Origin of the sequence: Mycobacterium sp., assembly GCF_046330795.1 — a bacterium.
Lineage (GTDB): Bacteria > Actinomycetota > Actinomycetes > Mycobacteriales > Mycobacteriaceae > Mycobacterium.
On sequence record NZ_JAXLSA010000001.1, the window covers coordinates 250823 to 271882 of the forward strand.

Consider the following 21060-nt stretch of genomic DNA (forward strand, 5'->3'; position numbering starts at 1 on the left):
TCACCGAATTACGCGCACGGGGACGTTGTGCCAGCCGATGACGTTCGACATCGCGACCCGCTTCAGTCCGTCGCGGCGGATCTCGTAGCGCGGCATGAAATCCAACATCCGGTCGAGCGCGGCAATGCACTCCATCCGGGCCAGTGCGGCACCCAGACAGCTGTGCTCGCCGTAGCCCAGGCCGAGGTTCTGCGCTGCGCCCCGATCGCGGGTGATGTCGAAGGTGTCCGCGTGCGGGAACGCCCGCTCGTCGCGGTTGGCCGCTCCCACGCAGATCATCACCGCGTTGCCGGCCGGAATGGTCTGCCCGTGCAGCTCGGCGTCCTCGAGCGTGTATCGCACCAGATACTGGGCGGGTGCCTCCCAACGCAGCAGTTCCTCGACCGCGGCGGGGATCAGGCTCCGGTCGTCGAGCAGCAGCTGCCACTGCTCGGGGTTCTCGGCGAAGGTGACCGCGGCGTTGCCGACGAGTTTGGTGACCGTCTCGGCGCCGGCGCCACCGAGCATCGAGGCGAACGCGGTGATCTCGACGTCGTCGAGCCGGGTCATCTGACCGTCTCCGCGGTCGACCTCGGCGGCGATCAGGTCGCTGATCATGTCGTCCTGCGGCTGGGCGCGGCGCTCCTGGATGATGTTGAAGTACATCATTCCGGTCTCGACGGCGGCCGCGATCCCGGCCTCGGGCATCTCGATCTTCCCGTATTCGCGTTCCAGGGTCTTGTCGAGCAGCAGCCGGACCTGCTGGCGCAGTTCGGCTGGGACGCCGAGCATCTGGGTGATGACCTCGACCGGGAAGAGCGCCGAGAAGTCCTGCACCACGTCGAAGTTGTCGGGATCAGCGGCCGAGAGGAAACGGTCGATCTGGGTCATGACGGTCTGGCGCTGCCGTTCGATGGCGCGCGGTGTGAACACCTTGTTGACCAGACTGCGCATCCGGCGGTGCTCCGGCGGGTCCATCATGATGATCAGCGGGGGCGGCGGTTCGCCGGACTTCACCATCTGCAGGTCGATCCCGCGCGACGAAGAAAACGTGGAGGTATTTTTCAGTGCCGCGGTGACGTCCGCGTGCCGGGTCAGCGCGTAGAAGTCGTAGACGTCGTTGTAGTACACGGGCGCCTCGTCGCGCATCCGCCGGTAGGTGGCGTAGGGATTATTGAAGAAGTCGTCGGAGAACGGGTCGAACACCACCTGCGACATGGTCACTGTCTCTTGCCTCTTCCGTTGTCGCGCTTCGTCATCGCCGACAGACCTTGACAGCCCTCGCGTCGTGGTGTGATAGTCGGCCGGAAACGAAAATAGCATTTTCGAAACTGGTTTGGCGATAGGCGGGACGGAAGAACTTTTGGCGGACACGACCCCCGAGAACCCGATGGCCTGGCTGCCGCACTCGATCGCCGAGGCGGCGCTGTCCGGCTCCGGTGTGCCCGACGTCGACATGGACACCGCCTGGGCCCACCTGCAGGAGCGGCTGGGCGCCGCGGAGGAACTGGTCCGGACGGCTCCGGTCAACCGGAACGCGCTGGACCATGCCGCGGGGATGCGCCACCTGATGGTGCTGATGGCGGTGGGTATCGACATGGCGCTGCGGGTTGACCCGGATCCCGTGCTCGCGGTCACCCGGTCCAAGATGGACGACATCGTCACGTGGGGGATGGAGTGCCCGGACTGCGTGTACCTGAACGCCGAGATGCGGGCCGGGGAGAGTTACCGGCTGTTCGGGAAGCGGGGGACCGCCCGCTACGTCGGTCTGCAGACCATGGACGGAATCGCCGCCACCGCGAACTGCCTGGTCGACGAGCTCGAGGTGGACGACGACGGTAATTTCGAGGTGATCCTGTCGGCCGACGAACAGCCGGGCAACTGGCTGCGCCTGGTGGGTGAGCATCCGGTGCTGACCGTGCGGAACTTCCTCTACGACTGGGACACCGAGACGCCGGCCGCCCTGACGATCGAGCGTATCGGGCCCGGGGTCGATCCCGGGGAACGCGCGGTGGCACCGGAGGTTTCGGTGGCCCGCCAGCTGTATGCGCTCGGGGACTTCGTGCCGGGCAATTTGAAGTTCTTCCTGGACTTCGGCGGCGCGCCGCCGACCAACGGTTTCCTGCCCCCTGCGGATATGAGCTCGATGGGCGCCGCGGCCGAGAACCGGCCCGTCATCGGCAGATTCGAGCTCGAACCCGGTCAGGCGCTGATCCTCGAATTCGAGCCACCCACCGGGGTGTACTGGAGTGTGTCCCTGGGCAATCCGTGGCTCGAGACGATCAACTACGCCCGCCACCAGTCGAGCCTCAACGGACATCAGGCGATACGCGACGACGACGGCAAGGTTCGGTTCGTGCTCGCCGCGGCGGACCCGGGTGTGGCCAACTGGCTGGACACCGCCGGGCACAGCAACGGTGCGATGCTGTTGCGTTGTGTACGAACCGATTCCGCGCCGGTGCCGGACGTTCGTATCGTCCCGTTGGAAACGGTGACCGCCGAACTGCCCGCGGGCACCACCATGATCACGCCAGCCGAGCGCGCCCGGGTGCTCGAAGACCGGCGTCGCGCCGTCCACGAAAGGCTCTACTCGTGACCCTCCCAGAGACGTTCCGCGCCGACGAACTCGAGGCCGGCGCCCGTGCGGCCACCGGCCTGGACGACTTCGGCACCGACTACTACCGCGAAGGTCTGGAACGCACCGTCGACGGACTGAACACCGAGGCCGAACTCAACGACCTGGGCCGGGTGATCCAGCACGCCACCATCAGCAACGCCCTGATCCAGCGACTGAAGGTCATCGACACCTACAAGCAGCATCCCGAGATCGACGACGAAGTGGTCGCGGGGCCCGTCGTCATCCTCGGACTGCCCCGCACCGGCACCACCGCGCTGGGCCAGCTGATTGCGAACGACCCACAGTTCCGGTCGCTGCGGACGTGGGAATCCCAGCAGCCGACACCGCCACCGGAGCAGGACACCGAACGCACCGACCCGCGGATCGCGCAGGCGGCCGAGGGAATTGCGATGATCGACCAGATGTTCCCGGACTTCAAGACCATGATGAGCTCGGAGGCCGAGGCGGCCACCGAATGCCAGGACCTGATGGGCATGAGCTTTCGGACCTACCACTTCGACGGCGTGGTCCGGGTGCCCAGCTACACCGCGTGGTTGATGGATACCGACATGCGCGAGACCTACACCTACCACCGGCAGGTGCTCAAACTGCTGCAGTGGCACTGCAAGCCGAACCTGTGGCACCTGCGGACGCCGGTGCACATGTTCGCCCTGGACGCCTTCGTCGAGGCCTATCCGAACGCGAAATTCCTGTGGAGCCACCGGGATCCGGCCAAGGTCCTGGGCTCGGTCTGCAGTCTGATCGGCTACGTGCGCAGCTGGAGCAGCGACCGCCGCGACCCGCACGAACTCGGCGCCGAACAGCTCGCCTGGTGGGCCAAGGGTGTCGGGCGGGCCATGGACTTCCGGAAGCGCGTCGGCGACGACCGGTTCGTCGACGTGTCCTTCGCCGATCTGCAACACGATTCGGTCAAGACGGTGGCGGACGCCTATGGCCAGCTCGGACTGGAGTTCTCGGGTGATGCCCGGGCCAAGGTGCAGGCCTGGGCCGACGGCCACCGGCCCGGCCACCGCGGCACCCACGACTACGAACTGGCGGACTTCGGACTCACCGAGGCCCAGGTGCGCGATGCGTTCTCCGACTACCTCGCGGCCTACGACGCCAGTGCGTGAGTCGGCCCTGGGAGAGGCGGTGCCGGCGACAACCGGCGGACGTAAACGCCTGGAACCCGACCCGCAGGTGCGGGCCGCGATCCTGGCCGCCGCCGGCCGGATCGTGCTGACCGACGGTGTCGGTGCGCTGAGCATTGCCGCGGTGCTCGGGCAGACGCAGTTGGGCACCCGGGCCTTCTACCGTCACTTCGGTTCCAAGGACGAACTGCTGGCAGCGCTGTTCGTCGACATGGCGCGCGCCGAGATGGAACGCACCCGCATCCCCATGGAGGCCGCCGCGGATCCGGTGCGCGCGGTGGCGGCCTGGATCGACGGCCGACTCGAGATGGCCTTCAACGACGAGGTTGCCGCGGACCTGCGCCGCATGTCCGTCGAGGCACAGTCCCAGATGTCCAACGCGCCGGAACTCGTGGCGGCCGCGTATGGCGAGATCCTGCACCCACTCGTCGAATATCTCCGCCGGGGAATGGATCTGGGCCTGTTCACCGATATCGAACCCACGACCGAGGCGCAGTCGCTGCACGGTGTGGTGTGGGCCAACGTCAACCGGCACTGGGCGGTGGGAACCGGTGGGGTTGCGTCGAACCCGCACGATGTCGCCGCCCTGCGGGACCGTGTGCAGCGGTTCTGTCTGCGGGGTCTGGGCGTCGCACCCGAAACGATCGACGCTGTTCTGAACAACAACCGTTAGGGAGAACATGGATCTGGGTCTGGCAGGAGCAATTGCGGTCGTCACCGGCGGCAGCAAGGGAATGGGACTGGCGATCGCCGAGACACTGGCCGCCGAGGGCGCCAAGGTTGCGGTGATGGCCCGCGGCCAGGAAGCTCTCGATGCCGCCGTTCAGTCCTGTCTGGCGGCCGGCGCACCGGATGCCGTCGGCATCAGCGTCGATATGACCGACGCGGACTCCATTGCGGCTGGTTTCGCCCAGGTGGGTGAGTGGTGGGGCTCGATCAACAGCCTGGTGCACACCATCGGACCCGGCGACGGGTACTTCGAGGATATGACCGACGCCGACTGGGACGCCGCGTTCAGCCTGGGCACCATGGCCGGTGTCCGGTCGATCCGGGCCGCGCTACCGCTGCTGCGGGCGGCCGACTGGGCGCGCATCGTAACGCTCTCGGCACATTCGATCCAGCGGCAGAACCCGCGCATCATCGCCTACACCGCGGCCAAGGCAGCCCTGAGCAGCCTCAGTAAGAACCTGTCGAAAAGCCTTGCCAAGGACGGCATCCTGGTGAACTGCGTGTGCCCGGGCACCATCGTGACGGCCAGCTTCACCGAGAATCTGAAGGACATCCTGGCCATCGACGGCCTGGACGCCACCAATCCGGTGGACGTGATGACGTGGATCGAGAACAACTTCCACCAGCCGTGCGACCTCGGCCGCGCCGGGCTGCCCGAGGAGATCGCGTCCATCACCACCTACCTGGCGTCGAAACGCAACGGCTACGTCACCGGCGCGACGGTCAACGTCGACGGGGGATCGGACTTCATCTGATGGATACGCCCGACGTTGCCGACCCCGAATTCTGGAGCAACGAACCCGATCACGCGCTGGCCGAGTTGCGGCGGCAGTGCCCGGTGGCACCCCGGGCGGACGGCAAGTTCTGGACGGTGGCCGCACACGATGACATCGTCGCGATGAGCAAGGACCCGGCGACGTACACATCGTCCAAGGGTGTGTTGATCGGCGACCTCAAACGCACCGTGACCGGCACCGAGTCCATCCTGTACGTCGATCCGCCGCGGCACGTCACCATGCGCCGGATCGTCAACCGCGGCTTCACCGTTCGCAAGGTCGCCGAACTGGCGCCGGTGGTGGAGCGGATCGTCGGCGATGTGCTGGACGCGATCGATCCCACCACGCCCGTCGATATCGTGGACGCGTTGTGCGCTCCGGTGCCGCTGCTGGTGATCGCACACATGCTCGGCGTGCCGGCCGAAGATCTGCCGACCTTCCGGGAGTGGTCCGATGCCATTGCGATCGCGGCCACCGATGCAACCGATCCGCGTGCGATGGCGGCCATCGACTTCTTCGTGTACTTCAACACCAAACTCGATGCTCGTGCCGCGGAATCGGATCCCCCGCAGGACATCCTCACCGCCCTGACGGCGGACTCCGATCTGGATCGCGGCGAGCAACTCGGCTTCTGCATGAGTCTGCTGGTGGCCGGCAACGAGACCACCCGTCACCTCATCAGCGGGGGATTGATCGCGCTGGCGCAGCACCCGCAGCAGCGGGCCATGCTCGCCGCCGATGAGTCACTGATCTCGGCGGCCGTCGAGGAGATGTTGCGCTGGGTCACGCCGATCGTGGCGATGGGGCGCACCACGAACTGCCCGGTGACGCTGCACGATACGGACGTCGGCGCCGACGAGTATCTGGTGATGCTCTACGCCGCGGCCAACCGGGACGAGACGGTATTCGGCTCGGATGCCGATGAATTCGATGTCACCCGGTCACCCAATCCGCATCTGGCCTTCGGTATCGGCGAGCACTTCTGTCTGGGCGCCCAGCTGGCGCGGCTGGAGGCCAAGATCGTCTTCACCGAACTGCTGCGGCGCTGGCCCGATTATCGGGTGCTCGACGGCGTCCGGATGGGCCCCTCGACCCTGCTTCGGGAGACCGCGGAGTTGCCGATCCTGTTGGCGCCCTAGTCGACTCGCGCCCATATCGACGAAATGGCGGAACCCTCTCGAACTTTCCCGCCCAAACGTACGTTTCGGCGTGTGTGGGGCGGTCAGGACGGGTTGACGATCACCGATCGAATTCCGTTGCCCTGCTCCAGGTCCGCGAAGGCATCGTTGACGTCCGCCAGGTCGATCCGCCGGGTGATCAGCCGGTCGAGCGGTAGCCGGCCGGCCCGCCACAGGTCGAGCAGCATCGGGAAGTCCCGGGCCGGGACCACCGAGCCGTACTGACAGCCGACCACCGTCTTGCCCTGCATGTACAGGTCATTGGCCGGTAGTGAGATGATCTCGGACGGCGGCGGCGCGCCCACCACGCACGTGGTTCCGCCGGGACGCGTTGCGGCGAAGGCGGTCTCGATGGTGGCGGCCCGGCCCACCACTTCGAACGCGATGTCCGCGCCGCGCCGCCCGGTCAGGGCCTTGATGGCTTTCACGGTGTCCTCGGCGCCTGGGTCGATCACGTGCGTGGCGCCGAGCTCCACTGCGAGGTCGCGCCGGGAGGCCACCGGATCGACGGCGATGATCTGCGCCGCCCCACGCACCCGGGCACCCATCAGGACGGCCAGCCCGACCCCGCCGAGCCCGAGCACTGCCACCGCGCTGCCGTGTGGCACCGGGACGGTGTTCAGGGCGGCCCCGGAGCCGGTGGCGACGCCGCAGCCGACCAGGGCGGCGATCTCCAGCGGAATGTCGTCGTCGATCTTGACGACGGCCCGGCCCAGGCAGTTGGTCGCGGTGGCGAAACTCGACACCCCCATCGACGTGAACAATGCCGTACCGGCGCCGTCACTGGCGTACGGCATGGAGTAGACATCGCGGATTGCGTTGCGGCACAGGTGCACCTCGCCGCGCTGGCAGTACCAGCATCGCCCGCACGCCGCCACCCAGGCCATCACCACATGGTCGCCGGGCGCGACGTGCTGGATCTGGGCGCCGACCTCCTCGACCACGCCCGCGCCCTCGTGCCCGAGGACACAGGGTGTGCCGGCCGGCAGCACGCCGGTGGCCTGCGAGAGGTCGGAGTGGCAGACCCCGCTGGCTGCGATGCGGACTCGGACCTGATCGGGTGCCAGTGGGGCCAGGGTGATCTCCTCGAGCACCAGCGGGTCGCCGATGCCACGGAGTACCGCGGCGCGGGTAGGGGCGCTCATCACAGATATCCGATCGTCTTGGTCTCCAGGTACTGCTCGAATCCCTCGATACCGTTCTGTCGCCCGATGCCGCTGGATTTGTAGCCGCCGTACGGTGCGTCGGCGCCATAGAACAGCCCGCCGTTGATGCTGAACGATCCGGCCCGGACCCGGTCGGCGAAGTCCATGGCCCGCTGTGGCGAGGACGAGAACACCGATCCGGACAGGCCGTACCGGCTGTCGTTGGTGATCGCCAGCGCTTCGTCGTCGCCGTCGTAGGGCAGCACCACCATCACGGGTCCGAAGACCTCCTGCTGGGCGATCTCGGACGAGTTGTCCACGCCGGCAACCAATGTCGGGGTCAGGTAGAAGCCGCCGGCCAGCTGGGGGTGCAGCCCCTCGGCCTTGCTGCCCCCGGTCAGGATCTCGGCGCCGGCGGCACGGGCCCGGTCGACGAAACCGAGGATGCGGTCGCGCTGTTTGGCGCTGATCACCGGACCCAGCACGGTGTCCTGCCGGGCCGGATCGCCCGGCGGCAGCATCGAGTACATCTCCAGGACCCGGTTGACCACATCGTCGTACATTGCCGCGGGCACCAGCAGCCGGGTGTTGACGGCGCAGCCCTGGCCGGCGTGGAAGCACACCTGGGCGGTGTTGGGCAGTGCGGCGTCGACGTCGGCGTCGTCGAGCAGCACCATCGCGGACTTGCCGCCGAGTTCGAGGAACACCCGCTTGAGGGTGTCGGCTCCCTTGCGGGCGATCAGGCGGCCGACGTCGGTGGATCCGGTGAACGACACCAGATCCACCCGGGGGTCGGTGACCAGCAGTTCGGCCACCGAATTGTCCGGGGTGGGCACGACATTGACCACCCCGGCGGGGATATCGGTGTGTTCGGCGATGATCCGCCCGATCCGGGTCGCGGTCCACGGGGTGTTCGGATCCGGTTTGAGCACAACGGTGTTGCCGGTGGCCAGGGCCTGGCCGAGCTTGTTGGAGATGATCTCGAACGGGTAGTTCCACGGCGCGATGGCCGCGACCACGCCGACGGCTTCCTTGGTGACGCGGCGCCGGCCGTCACCGGCCGTGCCCACGCCGAGGTCACGTTCCCAGGTGAAGGAGTCGATGAGGTCGGTGGGGAAGCGCAGCGCGTCGTGCAGCGGCCAGTCCACCTGTGCCATCACCGTCGTCATCCAGGGCGCACCCACCTCGGCGATGATCTCCTCGCGCAGGTCCTCGGCCTCGCGTTCCAGGGCTTCCTGCAGCTGCAGCAGGCACCGCTTGCGCAGGGTCCGGTCGGTGCTCCAGGTGCCCTGGTCGAACGCGCGGCGGGCCGCGGCGATGGCGGCGTCCATGTCCTGCGGATCGGCCGCGGTGGTGTCGCCGAGCACCAAGCCGGTCGCGGGACTGATGTTCTCGAAGGTGCGACCGGCGGCCGATTCGCGCAGCTCTCCGTCGATCAGCAGCCGGGATTCGGCGCGTTCGGCGACGCGGGCATTGAGCGCGGTCGACTCGGTGGGTTCAGGGGCCATTGTGATAGACAACCGTAGGACTTACGGTAACGTTGTGTCAATGAATTCGGCGACGTCGCCGGCGAGACCGTCCGTCGCCGCTCTGATCCGGGCGCGCGCGGATGACGATGCCGTCGGACTGGTGGCGGGGGACCGGACCTGGACGTGGCGGCAGGTGGTCGCCGAGGCCGCCACCCGGGCCGCCTGGATGCGCGCAACGCTGGACCCGCAGCGCCCGCCGCACATCGGGGTCCTGCTGCCCAATGTGGCCGAATATGTGTTCCAGATCTTCGGTGCGGCCCTGGCGGGCACGTGCATCGTCGGCGTCAACTCGACCCGGCGCGGTGCCGAACTGGCCCGCGATATCAGCCACAGCGCATGCCAATTCGTACTCGCCGACCAGACCTACGCCGACCTGATCGAGGACCCCGTCCTGGTGTCCGACGAACCGTGGGCGCCGTTTGCGGGTGCGGCGTTGCCCGACATCGACCCCGACCCGTCCACGCTGCTGTTCCTGTTGTTCACCTCGGGTTCGACGTCGGCGCCGAAGGCGGCCCGCTGCAGCCAGGCCCGGTTGGCCACGGTGGGCGCCATGGGCCTCAAACCCGACGCGGTGCTGTACTGCCCGATGCCGCTGACACATGGAAATGCGCTGAGCGCCATCCTTTTTCCGGCGCTGGCGGCGGGTTGCACCCTGGTGCTGCGCGACCGGTTCTCGGCCACCGCCTGGCTCGATGATGTCCGCACCCATGGGGTGACCTTCACCAGCACCGTCGGCCGCGCCCTCGGTTACATCCTGGCGACCCCCGCCGGCCCCGCGGACCGCGACCACCAGCTGCGAGTGGTGCTGGCCCCGGAGTCCTCGCCACGCGACGCCGATGCCTTCCGGGAACGGTTCGGCGCCCGGGTGATCAGCGGGTACGGCTCCAGTGAAGGTGGGATCGCGTTGATGCCGGCCGCCAAACGCGGATCGCTGGGCACCGCGCCGCCCGGCGCCGATATCGCGGTGGTGTCCGAGGACGGCCGGGAGTGCGAGACCGCCTTGTTCGACGAGCATGGCCGGCTCACCAACACCGAACGGGCCACCGGGGAACTCGTGCGCCGCGACGCCGCGGGATCGTTCGAGGGCTACTGGGACAATCCCGAGGCCGACGCGGACCGGTTGCGCGACGGTTGGTTCTGGTCCGGCGATCTGGCGTACCGCGACGCCGACGGCGTGTTCTGGTTCGCCGGCCGCGTAGGCGACTGGCTGCGGGTCGACTCGGAGAACTTCGCGGCCGGACCGGTCGAGCGAATCCTGGCGCGCTACCCGGCCGCCGCTGCGGTTGCGGTGATCGGCGTCCCGGACCCGCTGGCGGGTGATCAGGTGATGGCCGTGGTGGAACCGGTTGCCGGCGCCGAGTTCGACGCCGCCGACTTCACCGAATTCCTCTCGGGGCAAGATGATCTGGGCACCAAGTGGACGCCACGGTTCGTCCGGGTGACCTCCGCGATCCCGGTGGTGGGCCACGGCAAGATCGACAAGAAGCCGTTGCGGCGTGAGGCCTGGCTGTGCGACGACCCGGTCTGGTGGCGGCCCCCACGCACCAGCTCGTACACCCTGATGACCGAGGCCGACCGGGCCGCGCTGCACGAACAATTCGTCTCCCACGGCCGCATCCAGGCCTACCCCGATCCCCAGCAGAACTGAACGGAGAATTCCTGTGCCGGTCCATTACGAACTCGGGACCCGTCCCGGCGCCGAACACGTCGTGCTCATCACGCTCGACCGGCCGGAGGCCCGCAACGCCTGCGACCTCGAACACTTCCACCAGCTGGCACAGGCCTGGAAGCGGTTCGACGCCGATGACGACGCCTGGGTGGCCATCTTCACCGGCGTCGGCCGGTCCTACATGTCCGGCGCCGATCTGAAGACCTACGTACCCGAGATCACCGCGCTGGCAAAGGAACTCAAGGCCGGCACGGCCACGTCGGTCAAGGGTTACTCGCTGGCCGACGGCACCGAGGCGGTCCTGCGCGGGACGAAGATCTACAAGCCGATCATCGCCGCGGTCAACGGGCCGTGCGTGGCCGGCGGCATGGAGATGCTCGGCGGTGTCGATATCCGGGTGGCCAGCGAGCACGCCACGTTCGGGGTGCTCGAACCCGCCCGCGGGCTGTTCGCCGGCGGCGGGACTACGGTTCGACTGCCGCGACAGATTCCGTTCGCCCAGGCGATGGAGTTCCTGCTGTGTGCCGACATCATCGATGCCGGCCGGGCGTTCGAGATGGGCCTGCTGAACGCGGTGGTGCCCGAAGAACAACTGATGGACAAGGCGTTCGAATACGCGGCCCGCATCGTCAAGAATGCGCCGCTGGCGATCCAGGCCACCAAACGCAGTGTGCTCGAGGGCCTCAAACTCGACCTGCGCGAGGCCTACCGGAACGAGGCGAGCATCTCCCGGGAGGTGTTCGCCACCGAGGACGCCAAGGAGGGCCCGCGGGCCTTCGCCGAGAAGCGGGAACCGCGCTGGAGCGGACGGTGACCGACCCCCGCCAGCTCTGCATCATCGGCGCCGATCAGCAGACCGTCCGCGACGCCGAGGCGCCCGAACCCCTGGTCAGCTGGGAGCAGCGGGCGCGGGCGGCAGCCGCCCAGGCCGGGTCGGAAAGTATTCTCACGCAGCTCGATTCGCTGCAGGTGGTGTACTGCCAGACCTGGCCGTACGACGATCCGGTCGGCCGGTTGGCGACCGCGTTGGGTGCCGATCCCCGGCACCGGCTGTATTCGGGAATCGGCGGCACCACCCCGCAGGTGCTGGCGAACCAGACCGCCGAGGCCATGCGGCGCGGCGAGTTGGACCTGGCCCTGATCTGCAGTGCCGAAGCGCTGGCCACCACCCGGGCGGCCAAGAAGCGCGGCGAACGGTTGCCGTGGAGCCACCGGCAGCCCACACCGTTCCCGTGGGAGCCGCCGCACGCCAGCGAACTCAACCACGAGGTGGTGCAGGCCTGGGAGACGTTCCCGCTGTGGGACACCGCCCGCCGCGCCCGGCGCGGTGCATCATTGGCCGCCGACGCCGCGGAGGCCGCCGCCGTGATGGCCGGAATGACACCCATTGCCGCGGCCAACCCGCATGCGTGGCGACCCGAGGTGCTCGACGCCGCGACCATCGGCACCCCGACCGCCGCCAACCGATACGTCGGCTGGCCCTACACCAAACATGAAGTGGCCGTGATGGATGTCGATATGTCCGCCGCGCTGCTGGTGGCCACCCGGGACAAGGCCGATGCGCTGGGCGTGCCCGACGACCGCCGGCTGTACCTGTCCGGCTGGGCGTATGCGGCGGATCCGGCGACGGTGGCCGAGCGGGCCGATATGTCGCGGTCGGCGGCGATGGCGGCGGCGGGCCGACACGCCCTGCACCACGCCGGAGTCGACCTCGGGCAGATCGACGCCTTCGATCTGTACTCGTGCTTCCCGTCATCGGTCCGGTTCGCCTGTGATGCACTGGGATTGGCACTGGATGATCCGCGCGGGCTGACCCTGACCGGCGGCCTGCCCTATGCGGGCGGTCCGGCCAGTGGATATGTCACGCACTCGATCGCCGCAGCGCACGACCGGTTCGCCGGCGCATCCGGTCGGGCGCTGATCACGGGGGTGGGTATGCATATGGAGAAACATGTTGCGGCCGTGTGGTCTTCGGAGCCCGCCGAGACTTCCGGGCCCGCCGGCGCAACCGACGTGCAGGCCGAGGTGGACGCCGATCAGCCGCGCCTGCCGGTGCTCGCCGACTACTCGGGGCCGGCCACGGTGCTGGCGTACACCGTTGCCCATGGCCGTGACGGGTCGGCCGAACGGGGACTGGTGGTGCTCGACACGCCCGCCGGCCGGGCGATGGCCCGGGTGCACGACGCCGGGCTGCTGGCCGATGCCGAATCCCGCGAGTTGGTGGGGCAGGCGGTGACGGTGAGCACCGACGGCAAGCGGAACGAGGCCCGCTGGTAGGGCGGGCTACTTCTTGTTGTTGCGGGGCGTCTTGGCCGCGCTCTTCGACTGTGCGAGAGCCTTTTCCGCGCCGGCGATGATGGCGTCCAGGGTGAACTCGAACTCCAGACCGTCGATCGAGTGGCCCTGGTACTCGAGTTCGTGCAGCAGCGGATGCTCGGCGGATGTGACACCGGTGGGCTGGCGGCCGCGTGCACTGCGCTGACTGGCATTGAGATGCTCGATCATGGCGGTGCCCCGGCTGTGCGCGGACAGCGCGATGTAGACGGTCAGGGCATCGTCCGGGGTGAAGCCGGCCTCGACCATGGTGCTGATGGCCGACTCGAGGTTGTCGACCGCGCCCTTGGTGGCTTCTGGACCGATCTCCCCGGTGCGCATCAGGATCAACTCGCAGAGCAGGGGATGGTCCCGGAACACCGCACGCATCTTGCGAAAGTGGTTGCGCAACGCGTCCTGCCAGGTGGTGTCGTCCACGAAGGGTGTGTTGAAGTGGTACTGCCGGGCGGCCCGCTCGGCCATTGCGTCGAGCAGTTGCTCCTTCTTGCGGAAGTGCCAGTAGATGCTGGTGACCGGGACGTCGAGATGGCGGGCGAGCACCGGCATGCTGAGGCCCGCGATGGATACATCGTCGGCCAGTTCGAAAGCGCCGGTGATGATGTCCTCGATGTCGAGGGAGCCGCGGGGGCGGCGTTTCGCTTTCGCGCCGGGCGCGCTGCGCTTGGTCGCACTGGATCCCGCCACGCTCCGATGATACACGGCTTTCGATTCCTACGGTATGTCTTACGGTAACCACCGGACCTGAGTATGCTCGGATGCACTGACGACCGGAAGGTGTTCCCAGATGCCGACAATGCCGTCACCTCCGGCGGTCCGTTCGTACGATCAGATCCTGGTCGGCGGGCAGTGGCGCGACCCGGCGGGCGGTGCCCGCATCGAGGTGGTGTCGCCGCACACCGAACAGCCGATCGCGCACGCCGCCGCGGCCGATCCGGCCGATGTCGACACCGCGGTGCGCGCCGCCCGGGCGGCCTTCGACACCGGGCCCTGGCCGCGGCTGCCGGTGGCCGACCGGCTCGGGGTGGTACGGCGGCTCGCCGAGGTCTATGGCACCCACCTGGACGAGATGGCCGACCTGATCACGGCCCAGATGGGATCGCCGGCCAGTTTCAGCCGTCTGGGCCAGGCGGCCGGCGCCGCGTCGATGATGCATCTGACGATGCAGAGCGCGCAATCATTCCCGTGGCAGGAACGCCGGCAGGGCCTGCTCGGTGAGGTGCACCTGCGCCGTCAGGCCGTCGGTGTCGTCGGGATCATCATCCCCTGGAACGTCCCGCAGAACCTGTTGATGCCCAAGCTGATTCCGGCGCTGATCGCCGGCTGCACGGTGGTGGTCAAACCCGCCCCGGAGACTCCGCTGGACTCGCTGTGGGTGGCCGAGATGTTGACCGATCTCGGGTTGCCCGACGGCGTGGTGTCGGTGCTACCGGGCGGCGTCGAGGTCGGGGAGGCGCTGGTGCGGCACCCGGGTGTCGACAAGATCGCCTTCACCGGCAACTCGGCCACCGGCCGGCGCATCGCATCGTTGTGTGGTGAGGAGCTCAAGCGCTACAGCCTGGAACTCGGCGGCAAATCGGCCGCCATCGTGCTCGATGACGCCGATATCGGTAAGACCGTCACGGGGCTGAAGATGGCGAGTCTGATGAACAACGGTCAGGCCTGCGTGGCGCAGACCCGGATCCTGGTCGGGCGAGATCGGCACGACCAGTTCGTCGATGCGCTGGCGGCGATGATGTCCGAACTGGTGATCGGGGATCCGGCCGACCCGGCCACCGATATCGGTCCGCTGGTATCGCGCCGGCAGCAGCAACGGGTGCAGGACTACATTCGCTCGGGTGTCAGCGAGGGCGCGAAACTCGTTCTCGGCGGCGATGATTCGCCCCGCGACGTTGGCTGGTACGTTCGGCCCACGTTGTTCGCCGACGCCCGCAACGAGATGACCATCGCCCAGGAGGAGATCTTCGGGCCGGTGCTGACCGTCATCCCGTACACCGACGAGGACGAGGCCGTGGCCATTGCCAACGACAGCGATTACGGCCTGGCCGGCTCGGTGTGGACCAAGGATGTGGCGCGCGGACTGGAGATCTCCGGCCGGATCCGCACCGGTACCTACGGCATCAACATGTACATGCTCGACATCTCCAGCCCATTCGGTGGTTTCAAGAAGTCCGGCGTGGGACGGGAATTCGCCGAGGAGGGGCTGGCGGAATACACCGAGCTGCAATCGGTGGTCAGCGCGGCGAAGCTGCCGGAATTCGGCGGATGACGCTCAGCCCGGCCGTTGCGGTCATCGGTGCCGGACCCGGCGGCATCGCCATGGGGGTCCAGTTGGCGGCCGCGGGATACGACTTCACCATCTTCGAGCGCAGCGCCGGGTTCGGCGGCACCTGGCGGAACAACACCTACCCGGGTGCCGCGTGCGATGTTCCCTCACACTTCTATTCATTCTCCTTCGCGCTGAACCCGTACTGGAGCAAGACGTTCGCCGGTCAGCCGGAGATCATGGCATACCTCGAGGGCGTAGCCGGCGATCACGGACTGGGCCGACACCTGCGGTCCGACACCGCGGTCGTGGCGCTGGACTGGGACGGCGATGAGCACCGGTGGACGGTGACCACAGCCGCCGGCGAGCAGAGCCGGTTCGACGTAGTGGTCAGTGCGGTCGGCATGCTCGACGTGCCCAACATTCCCGACATCCCCGGGGCGGAACAGTTCACCGGCCGGCTGTTCCATTCCGCGCGCTGGGATCATTCCCGATCGCTCGCGGGCGAGCGCGTCGGCGCGATCGGCACCGGGGCGAGCGCGATCCAGTACATCCCCGCAATCGCGCCCGAGACGGAACATCTCACCGTCTTCCAACGCACCCCCACCTGGGTGGCACCCCGCATCGAGGAGCGGTTCACCGCGGAGCAGCACGACGCGTTCGCGCGGGATCCCGAGCTGGCGTTGCACCTGCGCCAGAAGGCATTCGAGGACTATGAACTGGCGAATTTCGATGCCGACTCGCCGCTGACCGAACACCTGACCAAGACCTCGCAAAAGCACCTCATGGCCGGAATTCCCGATCCGGAGTTACGGGCAAAACTCACCCCCGACTACCCGGTGGGCTGCAAACGCCCGTTGTCGTCGATGACATGGTTCCCCACCCTCATGCGGACCAACGTGACCGTCGAGACATCCCCGATCGTGGAGTTCACGACCGGTGGAGTGCGCACGGCCGACGGTGCCGAGCACCTACTGGACACGGTGATCTACGGTACGGGCTTCAAGGCGGCCGACTATCTGGCCGGCCTGGACGTTTGCGGTGCCGGTGGTCGACGGTTGCGGGACGACTGGTCGGACGGTGCGGAGGCCTACCTGGGCACAGTGGTGCCCGGTTACCCCAACTTCTTCACGTTGTACGGCCCCAACACCAACGGGGTGACGTCGATGATCTACATCCTGGAAGCGCAGGCGGAGTTCGTCCGGCGCACGCTCGACGAGATGGTCGAGCAGGATGCCGCGGCCGTCGAGATCAGGAGGGATGTGCACGATGCCTACAACACCGAGATCCAGGACGCATTGGTCGGCACCGTCTGGCAGGCCAACTGCAACAACTACTTCCGGCATGTGAGCGGCAAGATCGTGACGCAGTTCCCCTACAGCGGAAAGGTTTTCGCGGAGCGGCTGGCCCGAGCCGAATCGTCGGACTTCGTCTGGACATCCAGGGCTGGCGCGGGCGGTCGCCGGTGATCGGGGTCCACCACACCGCGATCGTCACTGCGGATGTCGAGGTCGCGCTGCGATTCTGGCGGGACGGGCTCGGATTCAGCGAACTGATGGACCATCACTTTCGCGGCGACTGGCCGACGCTGTTCGGTGCGGCCTCGGACCGGTTGCGATCGGTGTTCCTCGGAGACCCGGAGACACCGGGAACCGGCATCGTCGAACTCGTCGAATTCGATGATCCGTCGGCCGCCCAGCCCCTTCCGCCGGGCCCAGCCCCCGGTTTCTTCTTGATATCGCTGGAACGCGACGTCGACACGACCCTCGCTCGTCTGGCGGAACTGGGATTCACCGACGGTGTTCGTTGCATCAAGGTGCCGGCGCCGGGCGGCGGGCAGGTGCCGATGGCCGTTGTGACGGCGCCCGACGGCGTGCGTGTCGAGTTGATCGGAGGAGCGCAATGACGACGATCGTGACCGGGGGAGCGTCGGGAATCGGAGCCGCTGTCGCCACTCGGCTACGTGACGCTGGCCGAGACGTCGCTGTCTGGGATGTGAGCGGTGGTGAGATCCATTGCGATATCGGTGATCCGGAGTCGGTGACCGCTGCGCTGGCGACGACTCAGGAGGCGCACGGAGTCCCGGACCGCTTGGTGGCGTGCGCGGGGGTTGGTGCGTCGGGACAATTGGTCGATCACGACGTCGCAGATTGGAAGCGGGTGATCGATACCAACCTGACCGGGACCTGGCTGACGATACGCGCGGTGGCCGCGGCGATGATCCGGGCCGGATCGGGCGGTTCGATCGTTGCGGTATCCAGTATCAGCGGCACGGTCGCCGACCGCGATATGGGTGCCTATTGCGTGTCGAAGGCGGGGGTCGACATGCTGGTTCGGGTGGCCGCGGCCGAATGGGGCTGCCATGGCATCCGCGTCAACGCCGTCGGCCCGGGAGTCACCCGCACTCCCATGCTCGCCAAACCCGAACAGCTGCCGGGCTGGGTCGAGGGGCTGACGGAGCGCACCGCGCTCGGTCGGCTGGGGGAGGCCGACGACGTCGCGGCGGTGATCGTGGACGTGCTCGAGATGCAGTGGGTGACCGGTCAGACGATCTTCGCCGACGGCGGGCTGGCGCTGCACAGCCCGATCGATGCATACGGCCAGCTGCAGCGAGTGCTCAGGGCCGGCCGATGACCGGGCCCTGCATCAGGGCGACGATTGCCTCGATCAGTCCGTAGGCGGCCGCGGACCAGTCCGGCCAGGGTGACGGAGTCCCGTGGGCGAGTTCACGTTCGAACTCGGCGCAGGTGTAGATCAGCATCGTGCGCATCATGATGCCGCGCTCGGCATGCATCTTCGTCGGAAGAGCGCGACTGATCTGTTCGACGATGTGGGGCAGGGTCGGCGACTCGAACTCCTGCTGGATGATGACCCCTCGGTACGCGGGATCGGTGACCGCCTGAACGGCGAATCGCGCATACCAACTGGGATTGCCGATGGCAGCCAGATGATCCGTCAGGGGCTGCACGAGGCACGCCACCCAGTCCCGTAACCCGGCGGCTCCGCCGATCTCGTCGAGCATGCGGGTGCGGCCGGATTCGATGCGCACCCGGTGCTTGTCCTCGATGGCTCGTGCGACATCCGCTTTCGTGCCGAAGTGATGGGCGACGGCTGCGTTGTTGCCCTGCCCGGCGGTTTCGATGATCTGCCGGTGCGACACGCTGGCGCCTGCAGCGGACCACCGGCCGCGACAACGAGATCCTGTTCCTGCAACTCATGACCCGTCACCATCAGGGCGGTATCGAGATGGCCGCGTACGCCGTTCGGCACACCTCTACCGCCGCCGTCCGCCAGACCGCGGTCGGCATGGTGGACGAACAGAATCAGGAAGTCATCGTGATGGCCGCGATGCTGGAAGCCAGGGGAGCGGTGCCACTCCCGTATCCGTGACCGACGAGAGCTTGTGCGTTCACCGGAGCGCGTCGTAGCGCGAACGCAGTCCGTCGATGAAGGCCGAGAGCGCCAATTCGAAACTGGCGGTGTCGATCTCGTCGGCCTTGGCGCGCAACAGGTGCGCCCGCTCGAGGTGCGGGTAGCGGTCTCGGTAGACCTGCACATCGTCGACGAAACCGCGCGCGAACGAGCCCACCGAGGACCCCATGACGAGGTGGCGGGTGGCCGCGCCGATCAGGGTGGCCTCCCGGGGCGGCCAGCCCGCGCCGACCAGGCCGCCGTGCACCGCGTTGGCCATTCGCATGCCCTCATCGCGGTGGCCGGGGCCCTCCGCGACGTACGGCACCAGATTGGGGTGTGCGGCCAGGGCGGTGCGGTAGGACCGGGCCCAGGCGGCCAGCGCCGACGGCCAGTCGTCGCCGCGTTCGAAGGCCGAGGTGTCCACCCCGGAGATCACCCGGTGGACGATGGCGTCGAGCACCTGATCCTTGGTGGGGTAGTGCTTGTAGAGCGAGGCGGCCTGTACGCCCAGTTCGGCCGCGAGCTTACGCATGGACAAACCGGCCAGACCGTCTTGGTCGATCAGCATCAGCGCGGTGTCGCGGATGCGGTCGCGACTGAGCAGCGGTGTCCGCGGCCTGCCCATGTGTCCTCCTCCCCGGGGTTGCGTCGGCTAACGATGTTAGCTTATCCTGAGGGAGAAAAGCTAACACCGTTTGCTAAGGATTGGTTATGCGTAGAACCGTTTACAACCAGGACCACGAAGACTTCCGCGCCATGATCCGCGACTTCATCGAGGCCGAGGTCGTGCCGTACTACGACGAATGGTTCGAGGCCGGCATCGTGCCGCGCGACTTCTACCAGAAGCTCGGCAAGCTGGGCATATTCGAGATCGAGGTACCCACCGAGTACGGCGGCTCAGGCGTGGACTCCTACAAGTTCCAGGCGATCGAGTCGGAGGAACTCTCCCGCGCCGGGGTCTCCTTCGGTGGCTCGGGCGTGCATGTCGCCCTGTGCCTGCCATACCTCAAGTCGCTGGCCACCGAGGAGCAGAAGCAGCGCTGGTTCCCCGGCTTCATGTCCGGCGACATCATGTTCGCCATCGCAATGACCGAACCGGGTACCGGGTCCGATCTGGCCGGAATGCGGACCACCGCAAAGCTTTCCGATGACGGCACCCACTACGTGCTGAACGGATCGAAGACCTTCATCACCGGTGGTGTGCACGCGGACCGGGTGATCGTGTGCGCGCGCACCGCGCCGCCGCGCGAGGACGACCGCCGCTTCGGGATCTCACTGCTGGTGGTGGACACCAAGTCGCCCGGTTACACGGTGGGCCGCAAGCTGGACAAGCTCGGCCTGCGGACCTCCGATACCGCCGAACTCAACTTCACCGATGTCAAGGTTCCGGTCGAGGACCTGCTCGGCGAGGAGAATCGCGGCTTCTCGTACCTGGGGCAGAACCTGCCGCGGGAGCGGCTCAGCATTGCCGTCGGCGCCTACTCCCAGGCCAAGGCGGCCGTGCAGCTGGCCACCGAATACACCAAGCAGCGAACGGTTTTCGGTCAGCCGGTGGCCGGCTTCCAGAACACCAAGTTCGAACTGGCCGCGTGCCAGGCTGACGTCGAGGCCGCCGAGGCCGTGGTGGATCGGGCGATGGATGCCGACGATCTCGGTGAGCTGACCCCGGCGGATGCGGCCAAAGCCAAGCTGTTCTGCACGGAGGTGGCCGCCCGGGTGATCGACCGGTGCCTGCAGCTGCATGGCGGCTACGGCTACATCAACGAGTACCCGATCGCGCGGCTGTACGCCGACAACCGGGTGACCCGGATCTACGGCGGTACCAGCGAGGTCATGAAGATGATCATCGCCAAGGACATGGGCCTCTGACCTCACCCCTGTGGCCCACGACACAGCCGCTCAGGTTTGTCGCCGGTGCGGCCCGGGAATGCGAGGGCGGCAAGCAGGTCGCGTTGAGCCAACAGCGCGCCGCCACCTATCGCATGAGCGGGAGGACGTGAACATGGCTGACAAGAATGGTGCTGCCGAGGGAATTTCCGGTGTCGTCGAAGGGGTGAAGGGCAAGGTCAAGGAGGCCGTCGGCGCCGTGACCGGTCAGGACGATCTGCGCCGGGAGGGCGAGGCACAGCAGGACAAGGCCGACTCGCAGCGGGAAGCCGCCAAGAAGGAGGCCGAGGCCGAGAGCGCCCGGGCCGCCGCCAAGGCCAACGAGGCTCGCCAGAAGTCCGAGCAGTAGCAGCAGCAAAAGATCAGGCCCCCTGAAAACCTCAGGGGGC

The 21060-nt window shown here is 67.5% G+C and carries 21 protein-coding genes; 15 read left to right on the plus strand and 6 right to left on the minus strand.

Annotated features, from left to right (window positions below; all coding sequences use genetic code 11):
• Positions 1 to 1203, minus strand: a complete 1203-nt coding sequence (locus tag U0R18_RS01250; RefSeq protein ID WP_526365146.1) for a cytochrome P450 — start codon at positions 1201 to 1203, stop codon at positions 1 to 3.
• Positions 1204 to 1369: 166 nt separating this feature from the next.
• On the opposite strand from U0R18_RS01250, the gene U0R18_RS01255 reads away from it, so the two are divergent.
• Genes U0R18_RS01255 through U0R18_RS01275 form a run of 5 tightly spaced genes read left to right on the plus strand, consistent with a single transcriptional unit; the run spans position 1370 to position 6391 of the window.
• Positions 1370 to 2575 carry a DUF1214 domain-containing protein gene (locus U0R18_RS01255; protein WP_526367345.1) on the plus strand — a complete coding sequence of 402 codons (1206 nt, stop codon included), beginning with the start codon at positions 1370 to 1372 and terminating at the stop codon, positions 2573 to 2575.
• A complete protein-coding gene (locus U0R18_RS01260) occupies positions 2572 to 3729 on the plus strand; it encodes a sulfotransferase (RefSeq protein ID WP_526365148.1) in 1158 nt (385 codons plus the stop codon). The genes U0R18_RS01255 and U0R18_RS01260 overlap by 4 nt, the downstream gene beginning before the upstream one ends.
• Positions 3730 to 3748: 19 nt before the next feature.
• Positions 3749 to 4420, plus strand: coding sequence for a TetR/AcrR family transcriptional regulator (locus U0R18_RS01265; RefSeq protein WP_526365150.1), 672 nt, complete (start codon positions 3749 to 3751; stop codon positions 4418 to 4420).
• A 7-nt stretch (positions 4421 to 4427) separates the two neighbouring features.
• Positions 4428 to 5231 (plus strand): SDR family NAD(P)-dependent oxidoreductase, encoded by an 804-nt coding sequence (locus tag U0R18_RS01270; RefSeq protein ID WP_526365152.1) that lies wholly within the window; start codon positions 4428 to 4430, stop codon positions 5229 to 5231.
• A complete protein-coding gene (locus tag U0R18_RS01275; protein ID WP_526365154.1) occupies positions 5231 to 6391 on the plus strand; it encodes a cytochrome P450 in 1161 nt (386 codons plus the stop codon). Before U0R18_RS01270 ends, U0R18_RS01275 begins: the two co-directional genes overlap by 1 nt.
• 83 nt (positions 6392 to 6474) lie before the next feature.
• On the opposite strand, the gene U0R18_RS01280 is transcribed toward U0R18_RS01275, so the two are convergent.
• Together U0R18_RS01280 and U0R18_RS01285 are read right to left on the minus strand one after the other, a co-directional pair.
• Positions 6475 to 7575: a Zn-dependent alcohol dehydrogenase gene (locus U0R18_RS01280; protein ID WP_526365156.1), complete on the minus strand. Its 1101-nt coding sequence runs from the start codon at positions 7573 to 7575 to the stop codon at positions 6475 to 6477.
• Positions 7575 to 9083: an aldehyde dehydrogenase family protein gene (locus U0R18_RS01285; protein ID WP_526365158.1), complete on the minus strand. Its 1509-nt coding sequence runs from the start codon at positions 9081 to 9083 to the stop codon at positions 7575 to 7577. The genes U0R18_RS01280 and U0R18_RS01285 overlap by 1 nt, the downstream gene beginning before the upstream one ends.
• Positions 9084 to 9123: 40 nt before the next feature.
• Here U0R18_RS01285 and U0R18_RS01290 point away from each other — a divergent pair, with 40 nt between their 5' ends.
• Genes U0R18_RS01290 through U0R18_RS01300 form a run of 3 tightly spaced genes read left to right on the plus strand, consistent with a single transcriptional unit; the run spans position 9124 to position 13050 of the window.
• On the plus strand, positions 9124 to 10752 hold the full coding sequence (locus U0R18_RS01290) for an AMP-binding protein (protein ID WP_526365160.1): 1629 nt from the start codon (positions 9124 to 9126) through the stop codon (positions 10750 to 10752).
• Between the two features lie 13 nt (positions 10753 to 10765).
• Positions 10766 to 11587 (plus strand): enoyl-CoA hydratase/isomerase family protein, encoded by an 822-nt coding sequence (locus U0R18_RS01295; RefSeq protein ID WP_526365162.1) that lies wholly within the window; start codon positions 10766 to 10768, stop codon positions 11585 to 11587.
• Complete coding sequence (locus U0R18_RS01300; RefSeq protein ID WP_526365164.1) at positions 11584 to 13050, plus strand: TLP1 C-terminal extension domain-containing protein; 1467 nt, start codon at positions 11584 to 11586, stop codon at positions 13048 to 13050. Before U0R18_RS01295 ends, U0R18_RS01300 begins: the two co-directional genes overlap by 4 nt.
• A 6-nt stretch (positions 13051 to 13056) precedes the next feature.
• On the opposite strand, the gene U0R18_RS01305 is transcribed toward U0R18_RS01300, so the two are convergent.
• Entirely contained in the window at positions 13057 to 13791 is a 735-nt protein-coding gene (locus U0R18_RS01305; RefSeq protein ID WP_526365166.1) for a TetR/AcrR family transcriptional regulator, read from the minus strand.
• A 109-nt stretch (positions 13792 to 13900) separates the two neighbouring features.
• Between U0R18_RS01305 and U0R18_RS01310 the strand changes: the two genes are divergently transcribed.
• The 4 genes from U0R18_RS01310 to U0R18_RS01325 are packed head-to-tail and all read left to right on the plus strand — an operon-like array spanning position 13901 to position 18004.
• The gene (locus U0R18_RS01310; protein WP_526367347.1) at positions 13901 to 15373 is read left to right on the plus strand and encodes an aldehyde dehydrogenase; all 1473 of its coding nucleotides are present in this window, start codon (positions 13901 to 13903) and stop codon (positions 15371 to 15373) included.
• The gene (locus tag U0R18_RS01315; protein WP_526365168.1) at positions 15370 to 16839 is read left to right on the plus strand and encodes a flavin-containing monooxygenase; all 1470 of its coding nucleotides are present in this window, start codon (positions 15370 to 15372) and stop codon (positions 16837 to 16839) included. The genes U0R18_RS01310 and U0R18_RS01315 overlap by 4 nt, the downstream gene beginning before the upstream one ends.
• Complete coding sequence (locus U0R18_RS01320) at positions 16836 to 17276, plus strand: VOC family protein (protein WP_526365170.1); 441 nt, start codon at positions 16836 to 16838, stop codon at positions 17274 to 17276. Before U0R18_RS01315 ends, U0R18_RS01320 begins: the two co-directional genes overlap by 4 nt.
• The gene (locus U0R18_RS01325) at positions 17273 to 18004 is read left to right on the plus strand and encodes an SDR family NAD(P)-dependent oxidoreductase (RefSeq protein ID WP_526365172.1); all 732 of its coding nucleotides are present in this window, start codon (positions 17273 to 17275) and stop codon (positions 18002 to 18004) included. Before U0R18_RS01320 ends, U0R18_RS01325 begins: the two co-directional genes overlap by 4 nt.
• Here the strand turns inward: U0R18_RS01325 and U0R18_RS01330 are convergent.
• Complete coding sequence (locus U0R18_RS01330) at positions 17988 to 18530, minus strand: TetR family transcriptional regulator (RefSeq protein WP_526365174.1); 543 nt, start codon at positions 18528 to 18530, stop codon at positions 17988 to 17990. The genes U0R18_RS01325 and U0R18_RS01330 overlap by 17 nt on opposite strands.
• An 8-nt stretch (positions 18531 to 18538) precedes the next feature.
• On the opposite strand from U0R18_RS01330, the gene U0R18_RS01335 reads away from it, so the two are divergent.
• The gene (locus U0R18_RS01335) at positions 18539 to 18760 is read left to right on the plus strand and encodes a DUF305 domain-containing protein (protein ID WP_526367349.1); all 222 of its coding nucleotides are present in this window, start codon (positions 18539 to 18541) and stop codon (positions 18758 to 18760) included.
• A 19-nt stretch (positions 18761 to 18779) separates the two neighbouring features.
• Here the strand turns inward: U0R18_RS01335 and U0R18_RS01340 are convergent, their stop codons facing one another.
• Entirely contained in the window at positions 18780 to 19409 is a 630-nt protein-coding gene (locus tag U0R18_RS01340) for a TetR/AcrR family transcriptional regulator (RefSeq protein ID WP_526365176.1), read from the minus strand.
• An 86-nt stretch (positions 19410 to 19495) separates the two neighbouring features.
• On the opposite strand from U0R18_RS01340, the gene U0R18_RS01345 reads away from it, so the two are divergent.
• Together U0R18_RS01345 and mbp1 are read left to right on the plus strand one after the other, a co-directional pair.
• Positions 19496 to 20653, plus strand: a complete 1158-nt coding sequence (locus U0R18_RS01345) for an acyl-CoA dehydrogenase family protein (protein ID WP_526365178.1) — start codon at positions 19496 to 19498, stop codon at positions 20651 to 20653.
• 133 nt (positions 20654 to 20786) lie between these two features.
• On the plus strand, positions 20787 to 21020 hold the full coding sequence (mbp1, locus tag U0R18_RS01350) for a microaggregate-binding protein 1 (protein ID WP_526365180.1): 234 nt from the start codon (positions 20787 to 20789) through the stop codon (positions 21018 to 21020).
• Positions 21021 to 21060 lie beyond the last annotated feature (40 nt).